Source organism: Rhizobium sp. OAE497, from assembly GCF_040546565.1.
Classification (GTDB): domain Bacteria; phylum Pseudomonadota; class Alphaproteobacteria; order Rhizobiales; family Rhizobiaceae; genus Rhizobium.
On the sequence record NZ_JBEPOA010000002.1, the window covers coordinates 725,001 to 738,814 of the forward strand.

Below are 13,814 nucleotides of genomic sequence, written 5' to 3' on the forward strand. Positions count from 1 at the left end.
CTGGTCTTAAGACCGGATGCAAGCGAGCTGCTCGGCGTAGCTCCAATAAAGCAATCCGGTCGAACACGTCGATGGCATCTGAATGGTCTGGTTGTAAAAGGTAACCAGATTGTTGGAGCTGAGCGTGCGGCAATCGCAAGATTGTCCGTATGGTCAGATTTGGAACCCCTTCGAGCGCAAGCGAGAAGGATAGGAATTCCAAATCCAACTAAGGATGAGCATTGGCAATGAGAACGATTAAGTGTCGTAAGGGCATTTGGTGGATGCCTTGGCATGCACAGGCGATGAAGGACGTGATACGCTGCGAAAAGCCGTGGGGAGCTGCGAATAAGCTTTGATCCATGGATCTCCGAATGGGGCAACCCACCTTAAATGCTTGGAAAATCATTCTGGTTGTTTAGGCAACCCGAGTGGTTTCCAAGCATTGTGATAAGGTATCTACACCTGAATACATAGGGTGTAAGAAGCGAACGCAGGGAACTGAAACATCTAAGTACCTGCAGGAAAGGACATCAACCGAGACTCCGCAAGTAGTGGCGAGCGAACGCGGACCAGGCCAGTGGCAATTGTGGTTAAAGTGGAACAAGCTGGAAAGCTTGGCCGTAGTGGGTGACAGCCCCGTACGCGTAGATACCATGATTGTCCTAGAGTAGGGCGGGGCACGTGAAACCCTGTCTGAACATGGGGAGACCACTCTCCAAGCCTAAGTACTCGTGCATGACCGATAGCGAACAAGTACCGTGAGGGAAAGGTGAAAAGCACCCCGACAAGGGGAGTGAAATAGAACCTGAAACCGGATGCCTACAAACAGTCGGAGCCCGCAAGGGTGACGGCGTACCTTTTGTATAATGGGTCAACGACTTAGTGTAACAAGCAAGCTTAAGCCGGTAGGTGTAGGCGAAGCGAAAGCGAGTCTGAATAGGGCGATTTAGTTTGTTGCATTAGACCCGAAACCGAGTGATCTAGCCATGAGCAGGTTGAAGGTTGGGTAACACCAACTGGAGGACCGAACCCGCATCTGTTGCAATAGATTGGGATGACTTGTGGCTAGGGGTGAAAGGCCAATCAAACTCGGAAATAGCTGGTTCTCCGCGAAATCTATTTAGGTAGAGCGTCGAGCGAATACCCCGGGGGGTAGAGCACTGGATGGGCTATGGGGACTCACCGTCTTACTGATCCTAACCAAACTCCGAATACCCGGGAGTACTACTCGGCAGACACACGGCGGGTGCTAACGTCCGTCGTGAAAAGGGCAACAACCCTAACCTCCAGCTAAGGTCCCCAAGTCATGGCTAAGTGGGAAAGGATGTGAGGATCCCAAAACAACCAGGATGTTGGCTTAGAAGCAGCCATCATTTAAAGAAAGCGTAACAGCTCACTGGTCTAAATAAGGGTCTTTGCGCCGAAAATGTAACGGGGCTGAAGCCATGCACCGAAGCTGAGGATTTGCAGCAATGCAAGTGGTAGCGGAGCGTTCCGTAAGCCTGTGAAGGGACAGTCGTGAGACATCCTGGAGGTATCGGAAGTGCGAATGTTGACATGAGTAACGATAAAGAGGGTGAGAGACCCTCTCGCCGAAAGACCAAGGGTTCCTGCTTAAAGTTAATCTGAGCAGGGTTAGCCGGCCCCTAAGACGAGGCGGACACGCGTAGTCGATGGGAACCACGTTAATATTCGTGGGCCTGGTGGTAGTGACGGATTGCGTAACTTGTTCATTCTTATTGGATTGAGTGGGCAGGGAAGCGGTTCCAGGAAATAGCTCCACCGTATAGACCGTACCCGAAACCGACACAGGTGGTCAGGTAGAGTATACCAAGGCGCTTGAGAGAACTATGTTGAAGGAACTCGGCAAATTGCACGCGTAACTTCGGAAGAAGCGTGACCCCATTTTACGCAAGTGAGATGGGGTGGCACAGACCAGGGGGTAGCGACTGTTTATCAAAAACACAGGGCTCTGCGAAGTCGCAAGACGACGTATAGGGTCTGACGCCTGCCCGGTGCTGGAAGGTTAAGAGGAGAGGTGCAAGCTTTGAATCGAAGCCCCAGTAAACGGCGGCCGTAACTATAACGGTCCTAAGGTAGCGAAATTCCTTGTCGGGTAAGTTCCGACCTGCACGAATGGCGTAACGACTTCCCCGCTGTCTCCAACATAGACTCAGTGAAATTGAATTCCCCGTGAAGATGCGGGGTTCCTGCGGTCAGACGGAAAGACCCCGTGCACCTTTACTATAGCTTTACACTGGCATTCGTGTCGGCATGTGTAGGATAGGTGGTAGGCTTTGAAGCGGGGACGCCAGTTTCCGTGGAGCCATCCTTGAAATACCACCCTTATCGTCATGGATGTCTAACCGCGGTCCGTTATCCGGATCCGGGACAGTGTATGGTGGGTAGTTTGACTGGGGCGGTCGCCTCCGAAAGAGTAACGGAGGCGCGCGATGGTGGGCTCAGACCGGTCGGAAATCGGTCGTCGAGTGCAATGGCATAAGCCCGCCTGACTGCGAGACTGACAAGTCGAGCAGAGACGAAAGTCGGTCATAGTGATCCGGTGGTCCCGCGTGGAAGGGCCATCGCTCAACGGATAAAAGGTACGCCGGGGATAACAGGCTGATGACCCCCAAGAGTCCATATCGACGGGGTTGTTTGGCACCTCGATGTCGGCTCATCGCATCCTGGGGCTGGAGCAGGTCCCAAGGGTTTGGCTGTTCGCCAATTAAAGCGGTACGTGAGCTGGGTTCAGAACGTCGTGAGACAGTTCGGTCCCTATCTGCCGTGGGTGTAGGAATATTGACAGGATCTGTCCCTAGTACGAGAGGACCGGGATGGACATATCTCTGGTGGACCTGTTGTCCTGCCAAGGGCATAGCAGGGTAGCTATATATGGACGGGATAACCGCTGAAGGCATCTAAGCGGGAAACCCACCTGAAAACGAGTGTTCCCTATCAGAGCCGTGGAAGACGACCACGTTGATAGGCCGGGTGTGGAAGTGCGGCAACGCATGAAGCTTACCGGTACTAATAGCTCGATTGGCTTGATCGTTCTCATTGCTTGTGCTCATCGAACTTCGTTCGATGATGCCTGACCTTTTGTCCTCACGCGCCAATGGCGCTGCGGACGGCGCGCCAAACTGTTGGCGACGCGCCTTGCGCTTGCGGCCTTCGGCCGGGAGTGTAGAGCAAGATCAAAGACGTGTTCAAAAAATGCAGCCTAGCGGCTGCGCCAGCTTCTCAATTGTTGCGCTTCGCTGACCTGGTGGTCATGGCGGGGTGGCTGCACCCGTTCCCATTCCGAACACGGCCGTGAAACGCCCCAGCGCCTATGGTACTTCGTCTTAAGACGCGGGAGAGTCGGTCGCTGCCAGGTCTGCTAAACGCAACACGCATGCGCCCGAAGCTGAAAAGCTTCGGAAAGCTGCATGCGAAACAAAAAATCTTCTCATCACATTCTACGGCCCCTGGCCGATCAAAGGGCCGCTCGCAAAGCGGCCTTTTTGCTTTCGAGCCCTATATGCAGACTGAAATAGCGATGCACCGGATCTATAATGGTGCGTCCCTTACAGGAGACAACTCCTTTGGAGTTGCTCCGGCAGTAAGCGTAAATCGCCAAAGGCGTTTTACGCTATCGCGACAAAACCCAAAGGGTTTTGCGCTGGCGCGGGGTGGAGCAGCCCGGTAGCTCGTCAGGCTCATAACCTGAAGGCCGCAGGTTCAAATCCTGCCCCCGCAACCAAATCTCCCCGACACACATCACAGCCCGCGATCGCGCGTTGTTGCGTTTCTGGGCTAGATAAACCGCAACCTCACTCCTCCCGAAACGCACGGCTCAACTGATCCGTCAATGGCTTCGTCAAAAACGACATCGCCGTCCGCTCATGTGTCGAGCAGAGGTTCGCGCATGACCGGATCACACTTCGGTCGATCCATGCCGCCCACATCTCGATGACCGGTCGAGACCTGACATTCGCAGGCAGCGGTTCGTCCTGCTGAACGGTATCGTCATCCCACCCCCGCAGCACGGTGGTTTTTTCCCCTCGTTCAACTCCAAAGAGAAAGCGGTTCCTTACCGCGCTATTTGTCTACTGATTTTATAGGCAATATAGAAATATGGCGAGGCACCGTGATGACCTATCTTCTCAGCTTGCTGGACAAGGCCCCGATCGAAGCGGGCGTGACGGCGACGGAAGCGCTTGCGGCGGCCGTGAAGCTCGCCATTGCGGCGGAGGAGCTCGGTTACCACCGCTTCTGGGTCGCTGAACATCATAGCATGACTAACCTCGCAAGTTCCGCACCAGAGGTGCTGATCTCCTATCTCCTGGCGCGCACGCGCTCGATCCGTATCGGCTCGGGCGGAGTAATGCTGCAGCACTATAGCGCCTACAAGGTCGCCGAGACTTTCAACGTCCTGTCGTCGCTCGCGCCGGGCAGGGTCGATCTTGGCGTCGGCAAGGCGCCGGGCGGCTTTCCCTATTCGACGCGCGCCTTGCAGGTCGCGGTCGATCCTGCGTTGAAGCCGGGCTTTGCCGAACAGCTCTCCGAGCTGAATGCCTACCTTTCGTTCGATGCGCGCGACGACCAGGCGGTGGCAACGCCTATCCCGCCGGTCAAGCCCGAGCGCTTTCTGCTCGGCGCCAGCGTCGACAGCGCTCTGCTTGCCGCGGAGAAGGGGTGGCGGTTGGTCTTTGCCGGACACCTGAACGGCGATCCCGAAAATCTTCGCAAGACCTTCGATGCCTACGCGCAGGCGACCGGCGGCGATGTTCCGATCCTGGCGCTGGCGGCTTTCGCCGCCGAAAGCGCAGAGCAGGCGAGAGCCCGCGTCGGCGATCTGCGCATCGTCAAGGTGTTCCTGCCGAACGGCCAGACGGTGAATGTCGGCAATGAAGAGCAGGCGGCCGAATATGCCCGGCAAGCCGGTGTTGCGGACTATCGCACCGAGGAAAAGATCCCGAGTGTTCTCCATGGCACCGCGCGTCAGGTGCGGGATGCGCTCGACGATCTTCACGCGCGCTACGGCGTCCAGGAATTCGTGCTCGACACGCCGGCCCTGACGCCTGGGGAGCGCCTCGCCTCCATCGAGCTGCTGGCAAAAGAACGCCTTTCACTCGCTGCCTAATTCCCACTCCGGAGACAGATCATGGCTCAGAAACACGTCACTTTCGGCATCATGCTGCAGGGCCCGGGCGGCCACATGAACGCCTGGAAGCATCCGAGCGGTCCGGCGGACGCCTCGACCAACCTTCAGTTCTACGTCGATACCGCCCGCAAGGCCGAGGATGTCGGCATTGCTTTCGCGTTCGTTGCCGACGGCCTCTACATCAACGAGCAATCGATTCCCCATTTTCTCAACCGCTTCGAGCCGCTGACGATCCTCTCGGCGCTGGCCGCCTCGACATCGAAGATCGGTCTGGTGGGCACGGTATCGACTTCCTACAGCGACCCCTTCACCATCGCCCGGCAGTTCGCGTCGCTCGACTTGATCAGCGGCGGCCGCGCCGGCTGGAACGCCGTCACCTCGCCTCTGGAGGGATCCGGGCGCAACTACGGGCGCGAACATCCCGAACATGAGCTGCGATACGAGATCGCTGAGGAATATATCGACGCGGCCAAGGGCCTTTGGGATTCCTGGGATGACGACGCCTTCATCCGCGATCGCGACAGCGGGCGATATGCCGACTTCGACAAGATGCACCGGCTCGATCACAAGGGGCGGTTCTTCCGGATCGAAGGGCCGCTCAATATCCGCCGTTCGAAACAGGGCCAGCCGGTCGTCTTCCAGGCGGGCGCGTCGGATTCCGGCATCAAGCTCGCCGGCAAGCATGCCGATGCCGTCTTCACCAATGGCGGTCCGATCGAGGATGCGAAGACCTTCTACAAGCAACTGAAGCAGAGCGCGGTCGCCCAGGGGCGCAGCGCCAGAGAGATCGGCGTCTATCCAGGCATCGGCCCGATCGTGGGTGCGACGGGGCAGGAGGCGGAAGCCAAGTATCAAGAGATCCGCGGCCTCGTTACCATCGAGGAGGCCTTGCGCTATCTCGGCCGGTTCTTCGATCACCATGATTTCAGCATCTATCCGCTAGATGAGCAATTTCCCGAGCTCGGCGATATCGGCCGCAACAATTTCCGCGCCACGACCGACCGGATCAAGAAGACGGCGCGCGAGAAGGGGCTGACCTTGCGCGAGGTTGCACTCGATGCAGCCACGCCGCGCACAGCGTTTATCGGCACGGCCGATCATATCGCTGACGAGATCATCCGCTGGATCGATGGTGAAGCCGCCGACGGCTTCATTCTCGGTTTCCCGGTGATTGCCGAAGGCTTCGACGACTTCGCACATCACGTTCTGCCCATCCTGCAGCGTCGCGGCTATTTCGATCCCAAGCTCAAAGGCGAAACGCTTCGCGATCATCTGGGGCTGCCCTTCCGCACCAGCCGCTACGCCGAACGCTCCGACGATTCCGACCAGCGAAAGGCCGCCAGCGCCTGAGCGCTGGGGGATACCCGATGAACGTAAGAGTTCAAACACCCCCAGGCCATGACCGCGTCGAGCAGGGGATTGCCTCATTCCTCGACGAATTCGTCGCTCTGCGCCACGATCTTCACCAATATCCGGAGCTTGCGTTTCGCGAGCATCGCACCAGCAAGCTCATCGCCTCGCGTCTTGCCTCGTGGGGCTATGAGGTCGAGCATGGCATTGCCGGGACCGGCATCGTCGCGACCTTGACGAAGGGAAACGGCAACAAGAAAGTCGCCATTCGCGCCGACATGGATGCGCTGCCGATCGAGGAGGCGACGGGCATTGCCTATTCCAGCAGCAACCCCGGCGTGATGCATGCCTGCGGACATGACGGGCACACGACCATCCTGCTTGCAGCGGCGCGCTATCTCGCCGAGAGCGGACGTTTCGATGGAACGCTTCGGCTGATCTTCCAGCCGGCCGAGGAGATCGGCGCCGGCGCGCGCAAGATGATTGCGGAGGGGCTGTTCGATCGCTTTCCTGTCGACGCAGTCTTCGGGCTCCACAATTGGCCCGGTGTGCCCTCCGGGCATTTCGGCTTCGTCGCGAATGCGGCCATGGCCTCGGTCGACCAGGCGGTGATCAGGATCGTCGGCAAGGGCGGCCATGGTGCCGAGCCGCATCGCGGCGTCGATCCGGTGCTGGCATCCGCCTCATTCATCACCGCGCTGCAGAGCGTCGTTTCCCGCAATGTCGACCCGCAGGAGATGGCCGTTGTCACCGTGGGCTCGATCCACGGCGGCTCCGCCTCGAATGTCATCCCCGAAAGCGTCGAGCTGAAGCTCACCATGCGTGCCTATAGCGAGAGCGTTCGCGAAAGGCTTGAGACCCGCATTCCGGCGTTGGCCCGTGCACAGGCCGAAAGCTTCGGCGCGGTGGCCGAGGTCGACTACCGGCGCGGTTTCCCGGCACTGATCAACCATGCCGACGAAACGGCATTTGCGAAAAGTGTAGCGATCAGGGCATTCGATCGCAGCGTCACCGAAGATGATTTCCGTCCGCGGACGGCAAGTGAAGACTTCGCCTTCATGCTGCAGGAGACGCCGGGAAGCTATCTCTTCGTCGGCAACGGCGACAGCGCGCCGCTGCACAGCGCTCACTACGATTTCAATGACGCCATCATAGCGCCTGCGGCCCGCTACTGGGTGCAGCTCGCCGAAACCTTTCTCTCTGAAGACAACGGGTAACGACGACATGAGCGATACGTTCCTCTACACATCACCGCTTGATCCGCAGGCAAAGCCGCTGATCGACGAACTCATTCATGAATATGACAGCCGCTACGGCAGCTATTTCGATGAGAAGGGCGCGGCAGCCGAGCTCAACCGCTATCCCCCCGAAGCCTTCGCCGCGCCGGACGGCAACTTCGTTTTGTTGATCCGCGATGGCGTGACGATCGGCGGTGGTGCCTTCAAGCGCTATGACGAGCGGACCGCCGAGTTCAAGCGCATCTGGACCCGCTCCGACCTGCGACGTCAGGGACTGGCGCGAAAGGTTCTCGTCGAGCTTGAGGCGCAGGCGGCCCGCCAGGGCTATCAGCGCGTCTATCTGACGACGGGGTTCAGGCAGCCGGAGGCCGTCGGCCTCTATCTGAGTAACGGATACACCGCGCTCTTCGACATCAATGTCGATCCTGAATTCTACAAGACGCTGCCGTTCGAAAAGACGATCGCGGCCGCTGCTATCGCGCCAGCGGCAGATATCGACGCAACGCCGCTTCGAGCGGTCGCCAATCTTTGATTTGGGAAGGAACAGGGACATGGCGCTGACCAGCGAATTTGCGGCTATCGCAAAACACGAGCACAGAGCGGTGGAGACCTCCGATTTCACGCGCTACAAGATTGTTCCGGCACGCCACCCGGCGCGCTTTGCGGGCACGATCTTTGCCGCCGCGGTCATTGCGAGCATCATCTATTCGACGTCCACGAACCCGCGCTGGGGCTGGAATGTGTTTGCCGAGTGGTTCTTCGCGGAGCCGGTGCTGGCCGGCCTTGGCCGAACCCTGCTTCTGACAGCACTCGCCACCGTCTCCGGCTCGATCCTCGGAACCGCGCTGGCACTTGCCCGTGTTTCCCGCTCACCGCTGCTGTCGGGTCTCTCCTGGGGCTATATCTGGCTGCTCCGTTCGATCCCGGTCATCGTGCTGCTGCTCGTTCTCAACAATCTCGGCTATCTCTATGAAACGATAACGATCGGCATCCCCTTCACCGATACGGTCTTTGCGAGCTATCCGACGACGCAGCTTCTGACGCCGTTTGCGGCAGCCTTTCTTGGTTTGACGCTCAATCAGTCGGCCTTCTTCGCCGAGATCGTTCGCGGCGGTATTCTCTCCGTGGACCAGGGGCAGCTTGAGGCGGCCGCCTCGCTCGGCCTCTCGCATCGCCGCCAGGCGTTCCGCATCATCCTGCCGCAGGCGATGCGCTCGATCCTGCCGACAGGGTTCAACGAGGTGATCGGTCTCGCGAAGGCGACTTCGATGGTCTACGTGCTGGCCCTGCCGGAGCTCTTCTACACCGTGCAGGTCATCTATCGCCGCAATCTGGAAGTCATTCCGCTGCTGTTGGTCGCGACCGCCTGGTATCTCGTCATCATGACCGTGCTGTCGATCGCGCAGCACTATATCGAGCGGCATTATTCGAAGGGTGCCTTGCGCAATCCGAAGCCCTTGCCGTTCCAGGCCGTCTTCGCACGCTTTGCCCGCCAGCCTGCCGCGGTTGAGTTTGCGCCTGAAACCGCGGTCGCCCATAGGGGATTTGCCGATGCCGCGGTTCTGCGCGCCGGTGGCGCCATCAGCATCCAGGGAATTTCGAAAAGCTTTGGCTCGCTGAAGGTGCTCGATGGCATCGATCTCAATCTGCCTGCCGGCAGCGTGACCGCCATCCTCGGCCCCTCGGGTTCCGGCAAGTCGACGCTGCTGCGCTCGATCAATCATCTGGAGCGCGTCGATGCCGGTTTCATTGCCGTCGATGGCGAGCTCGTCGGCTACGAGCAGAAGGGCAATCTGCTCTATGAGCTCAAGGAGAACGAAATCCTGAAGCGGCGCGCCGATATCGGCATGGTGTTCCAGAGCTTCAATCTCTTTCCGCATCTGACCGTGCTCGAAAACCTGATCGAGGCGCCGATCCAGGTGCGCGGCGCAAAACGCGAGGAAGCGGTCCAGCTGGCTCAGGAACTGCTCGCGCGAGTCGGGCTCGGCGACAAGATCAATGCCTATCCCCGCCAGCTTTCCGGCGGCCAGCAGCAGCGCGTAGCAATTGCCCGGGCGCTGGCACTCCGTCCCAAGGTTCTCCTGTTCGACGAGCCGACATCGGCGCTTGATCCCGAGCTCGTCGGCGAAGTGCTCGATGTCATCAAGGAACTCGCGCGGACAGGGACGACGCTTGTCGTCGTCACCCACGAGATCGGCTTTGCCCGCGAGATCGCCGATACCGTGGTCTTCATGGACGGCGGCAAGATCCTGGAGTCCGGCCCGCCATCGAAGATCTTCACCCGGGCCGACCATTCCCGCACCAGAGAGTTTCTCGCCAAGGTGCTCTGAGCTTTCCGCAGAACACGAAATTCCGGCCGCGACGGGCGTCCGGATCGCATGCCAGCAGCCACAATTTAAAGAAGAAATGGAGTAGGGCAATGACATTCAGAAATAGCGCAATCCAGCTGCTCGCCAGCGCCGTAGCGGTGGCAACCATTGGGATCGGCTCCGCGCAGGCTGCGGAGAAGTTCAACTTGAGCCCGGATACCTCGAACCGGATCCGCGCCGAGAAGGATGAAGCGGCGATCAAGGCAATCTCTCCGTCCTTCAAGTTCGTCCAGAAGGGCAAGTTCACGGTCGCCATCAACCCCTGGGACCCGCCGGTCGCGACCTACGCAACGGATGCGAAGACCGTCGTCGGTACCGATCCCGAGATCGCGCAGCTACTCGCCGACTCTTTCGGCCTCGAGCTCGATCTCGTTCCGGTCGCCTGGGAAGACTGGCCGCTCGGTGTCTCCTCCGGTAAGTACGATGCGGTCATTTCCAACGTCACCGTGACGGAGGAGCGCAAGGAGAAGTTCGATTTCTCCACCTATCGCAATGACGTGCTCGGCTTCTATGTGAAGGCCGACAGCAAGATCACCGCGATCAGGGAGCCGAAGGACGTCGCCGGGCTGAAGGTCATCACGGGCGCCGGTACAAATCAGGAAAAGATCATCCTCGAATGGGACCGCGAGAATGTCGCCGCCGGCCTGAAGCCGATCGAGGTCCAGTATTACGACGACCGGGCCGCGGCCGATCTGGCAATCCAGTCCGGCCGTGCCGATGTCGAATTCAATCCGAATGCCACGCTTGCCTACAGCGCCTCGATCAAGGGCTCGACCAAGCTCGTCGGCACCGTCAGCGGCGGCTGGCCGATTGCGGCCGAGATCGCAGTCACGACCAGAAAGGGCGCCGGACTTGCCGACGCGGTCACCCTCGCTCTCAACGACCTCATCAAGAACGGCAAGTATGGCGAAGTGCTGAAGCGCTGGAACCTGACGTCTGAGGCGACGGCGGAATCGAAGACCAACCCGCCGGGACTGCCGAAGAGCGGTTCCTAAGGCTGGCCGTGCGGACCGGCGCGAGGGACGCGAGCCGGTCCGCACCGTTCATTTCAGGAGATCTAAAATGATGTCTTTTGCTTCCTGGCGCCCGGCGCTGCTTTTGAGCGCGATTATGCTGGCTGCCTCCGGTACGGCGCATGCCGGCGACGAGTTCGATCTGAGCCCCGAGCAACCCGCTCGTGTCCATGCGGTGAAGAACGAAGCGGCGATCGCCTCGATCCCGAAGAGCTTTGCCTTCGTCACGCCGGGCAAGTTTACCGTTGCGATCAGCCCGGGCGGACCACCGCTTGCAACCTATGCCACCGACGCGAAGACGGTCGTCGGCGCCGATCCCGAATATGCCAATGCGATTGCAGAAAGCCTCGGGCTGGAGCTGGAGATCGTGCCGGTCGCCTGGATCGACTGGCCGCTCGGTCTCGTCTCGGGCAAGTACGACGCTGTCATCTCCAATGTTGGCGTCACCGAGGAGCGCAAGCAGAAGTTCGACTTCTCGACCTATCGCAAAGGCCTGCATGGCTTCTTCGTGAAGGGTGACAGCGCGATCGCCTCCATCAAGGAACCTAGGGATGCGGCGGGTCTGCGCATCATCGTCGGTGCTGGGACCAACCAGGAGCGGATCCTGCTGAAATGGAGTGATGAGGACGTTGCCGCCGGCTTGAAGCCGATCGAGCTTCAATATTTCGACGACGAGGCAGCGAGCCTGCTGGCGCTGCAATCCGGTCGCGCCGACGTCATTGTTCAGCCGCATGCGCAGCTCGTCTTCATCGCCGCCCGCGACAAGAACATCAAGCGCGTGGGAACGCTGAGCGCCGGCTGGCCCGATCGCTCCGACGTCGCGATCACGACGCGCAAGGGCAGCGGCATTGCCGACACGCTGACGATCGCCACCAACGGCCTGATCAAGGACGGCACCTACGCCAAGATCCTCGATCACTGGCATCTGTCGGAGGAAGCCTTGCCAGCTTCGGAGACGAATCCGCCTGGCCTGCCGAAATTTTGAGTTCCAGAGATGACCAGTCATTCCATTGCGATCAAGCATGTCGGGTTCCTGACGCCCGGAAACTATCCCGAACACGATCCCCATCGCGGGCTCGAAGAGACGCTTCTGCTCCTGAAACATGGCGAGGAGCTTGGCTTCAACAGCGCCTGGGTCAGGCAGCGGCATCTGGAACCGGGTATTTCCTCGGCAACCGCCTTTCTGGCGGCTGCCACCCAGCGGACCGAGAGGATAGAGCTCGGAACGGCCGTCATTCTGATCGGCTACGAAAGCCCGTTTCGGTTGGCCGAGGATCTCTCGACCGTTGACGTGCTCTCCCGGGGTCGGCTCAATGTCGGGCTGAGCGCGGGACGGCCGCTCCATGCCGATCTGATCGGGCCGCTCGCTTTTGATGGCGCCTGGGAGAGCCATGACTTCTCGCATGCCCGCGTTGTCAGGTTCGCCAACAATCTGAAGGGACACTATCTCGGCGACGAGGAGACGCGGATCAAGACGCCCTTCGGCCCGCAGCGTCCGCGGCTCAATCCCCATGCCAAGGGCCTGATCGACCGCATCTGGTATGGAGGAGGGTCCCTGCGCTCCGCAGCCTGGGCCGGACAGAACGGCTTCAATCTCCTGATCGGCAACGTGACGACGGGCGAGGAGACAGACGAGTTCTTTGTCGCCCAGGGACGCCAGCTCGAGCGCTACAGAAATTCCGGTGGGGCAGGGCGCCGGGTGGCGCTCGGAAGGGTCATCGTTCCCTTCGACAGTGCCAGCCTGGCAACGCGCAAGCGCTACGCTGCCTATGCCGCCGGCCGTCACGAACGGACGCTCACGCCGCAGGGCGAGCGCCGCACCCTCTTTGCTCGCGACCTCGTCGGAACCGCTGACGAAATCCTGGAGACGCTATACGCCGATCCGATCCTGCCCCATGTCGAGGAATTCCGTCTGGAGCTTCCCTATGAATTCATCGACGAGGATTACCGCCAGATTCTACACGACTTCGTGACGCTGATCGGTCCGGAACTCGGTTGGCGCCCCGCTGCGCTTCAGCCAATATCACCGCGCGCCGGTGACGTGAGATCTTTGAAATCAGGATATTAGCAATGACAAAGTCCCTCGAATATTTCTTCTCCATCGGTTCTCCGTGGTCCTATATCGGCCTCGACGCCTTCGCCGATCTCGCCAAGCGGCACCAGGTGGAGATAGAGCCTTTCCTGACCACCGTGATCGAGGAAAACGGCGGCATCTTCTCGCGCAACCGGCCGGAAATCCGCCGGGCCTATTGGATGAGGGACCTGAAACGCTGGGCGAAGGTGCGCGGCAAGGAAATCTGGCTCGACAAGCGCCCGGAACTCGGTGATCCGACGCCCGCCTCCTTTCTGGTGATCGCAGCCTATCTCGACGGCAAGGATTGGGTGGGTGTCACTCGCGCGTTGCAGACCGCCTATTGGGCGGACGCACGTGATATCGGCAAACCCGAGGTGAGGGCCGAGGTCGTCACCCGGGCCGGTTTCGACGGCGAGGCACTTCTCAAGCGCCAGGGCGACGACGACGTTCAGAAGAAGTGGAGCCGCGACCGCGAACGTGCCCGCAACAGCGGCGTCTTTGGTTTTCCGACATTCATCTATGACGGGGAAACCTATTGGGGTCAGGACAATCTCCCCTTCCTTGAGCGGCACTTCGAGGGTGACCGGCCCTGACGCTCATGTGAAAGGGCACGCAGCGTCTCGCTCCGTCCTTACCCCG

Annotated in this window: 9 protein-coding genes, 1 tRNA gene and 2 rRNA genes; all 12 read left to right on the forward strand. The window is 59.8% G+C overall.

What is annotated here, in order from left to right; all coding sequences use genetic code 11:
• Positions 1 to 235: 235 nt before the first annotated feature.
• Positions 236 to 3,037, forward strand: a 23S ribosomal RNA gene (locus ABIE40_RS22900).
• A gap of 209 nt (positions 3,038 to 3,246) precedes the next feature.
• Positions 3,247 to 3,361, forward strand: a 5S ribosomal RNA gene (gene rrf / locus ABIE40_RS22905).
• A 289-nt stretch (positions 3,362 to 3,650) separates the two neighbouring features.
• Positions 3,651 to 3,727: transfer RNA gene (locus ABIE40_RS22910), tRNA-Met, on the forward strand.
• 390 nt (positions 3,728 to 4,117) lie between these two features.
• The gene (locus tag ABIE40_RS22915) at positions 4,118 to 5,110 is read left to right on the forward strand and encodes an MsnO8 family LLM class oxidoreductase (protein WP_199628368.1); all 993 of its coding nucleotides are present in this window, start codon (positions 4,118 to 4,120) and stop codon (positions 5,108 to 5,110) included.
• Positions 5,111 to 5,131: 21 nt separating this feature from the next.
• A complete protein-coding gene (locus tag ABIE40_RS22920; protein WP_199628367.1) occupies positions 5,132 to 6,481 on the forward strand; it encodes an LLM class flavin-dependent oxidoreductase in 1,350 nt (449 codons plus the stop codon).
• A 17-nt stretch (positions 6,482 to 6,498) separates the two neighbouring features.
• A complete protein-coding gene (locus ABIE40_RS22925) occupies positions 6,499 to 7,698 on the forward strand; it encodes a M20 aminoacylase family protein (RefSeq protein WP_199628366.1) in 1,200 nt (399 codons plus the stop codon).
• A gap of 7 nt (positions 7,699 to 7,705) precedes the next feature.
• Positions 7,706 to 8,251, forward strand: coding sequence for a GNAT family N-acetyltransferase (locus tag ABIE40_RS22930; RefSeq protein ID WP_199628365.1), 546 nt, complete (start codon positions 7,706 to 7,708; stop codon positions 8,249 to 8,251).
• Between the two features lie 19 nt (positions 8,252 to 8,270).
• A complete protein-coding gene (locus tag ABIE40_RS22935) occupies positions 8,271 to 10,049 on the forward strand; it encodes an amino acid ABC transporter permease/ATP-binding protein (protein ID WP_199628364.1) in 1,779 nt (592 codons plus the stop codon).
• 89 nt (positions 10,050 to 10,138) lie between these two features.
• Positions 10,139 to 11,083, forward strand: coding sequence for an ABC transporter substrate-binding protein (locus ABIE40_RS22940; protein ID WP_199628363.1), 945 nt, complete (start codon positions 10,139 to 10,141; stop codon positions 11,081 to 11,083).
• 115 nt (positions 11,084 to 11,198) lie between these two features.
• A complete protein-coding gene (locus tag ABIE40_RS22945) occupies positions 11,199 to 12,086 on the forward strand; it encodes an ABC transporter substrate-binding protein (RefSeq protein ID WP_502944822.1) in 888 nt (295 codons plus the stop codon).
• A gap of 9 nt (positions 12,087 to 12,095) precedes the next feature.
• Positions 12,096 to 13,169 carry an LLM class flavin-dependent oxidoreductase gene (locus ABIE40_RS22950; protein ID WP_199628361.1) on the forward strand — a complete coding sequence of 358 codons (1,074 nt, stop codon included), beginning with the start codon at positions 12,096 to 12,098 and terminating at the stop codon, positions 13,167 to 13,169.
• A 2-nt stretch (positions 13,170 to 13,171) separates the two neighbouring features.
• Complete coding sequence (locus ABIE40_RS22955) at positions 13,172 to 13,768, forward strand: 2-hydroxychromene-2-carboxylate isomerase (protein WP_199628360.1); 597 nt, start codon at positions 13,172 to 13,174, stop codon at positions 13,766 to 13,768.
• The last annotated feature ends 46 nt before the right edge of the window (positions 13,769 to 13,814 follow it).

Bases quoted from the DNA above. Each gene is read 5' to 3' on its own strand.
- ABIE40_RS22915 (WP_199628368.1), top strand. From the start codon at position 4,118: ATGACCTATCTTCTCAGCTTGCTGGACAAGGCCCCGATCGAAGCGGGC.
- ABIE40_RS22920 (WP_199628367.1), top strand. From the start codon at position 5,132: ATGGCTCAGAAACACGTCACTTTCGGCATCATGCTGCAGGGCCCGGGC.
- ABIE40_RS22925 (WP_199628366.1), top strand. From the start codon at position 6,499: ATGAACGTAAGAGTTCAAACACCCCCAGGCCATGACCGCGTCGAGCAG.
- ABIE40_RS22930 (WP_199628365.1), top strand. From the start codon at position 7,706: ATGAGCGATACGTTCCTCTACACATCACCGCTTGATCCGCAGGCAAAG.
- ABIE40_RS22935 (WP_199628364.1), top strand. From the start codon at position 8,271: ATGGCGCTGACCAGCGAATTTGCGGCTATCGCAAAACACGAGCACAGA.
- ABIE40_RS22940 (WP_199628363.1), top strand. From the start codon at position 10,139: ATGACATTCAGAAATAGCGCAATCCAGCTGCTCGCCAGCGCCGTAGCG.
- ABIE40_RS22945 (WP_502944822.1), top strand. From the start codon at position 11,199: ATGCTGGCTGCCTCCGGTACGGCGCATGCCGGCGACGAGTTCGATCTG.
- ABIE40_RS22950 (WP_199628361.1), top strand. From the start codon at position 12,096: ATGACCAGTCATTCCATTGCGATCAAGCATGTCGGGTTCCTGACGCCC.
- ABIE40_RS22955 (WP_199628360.1), top strand. From the start codon at position 13,172: ATGACAAAGTCCCTCGAATATTTCTTCTCCATCGGTTCTCCGTGGTCC.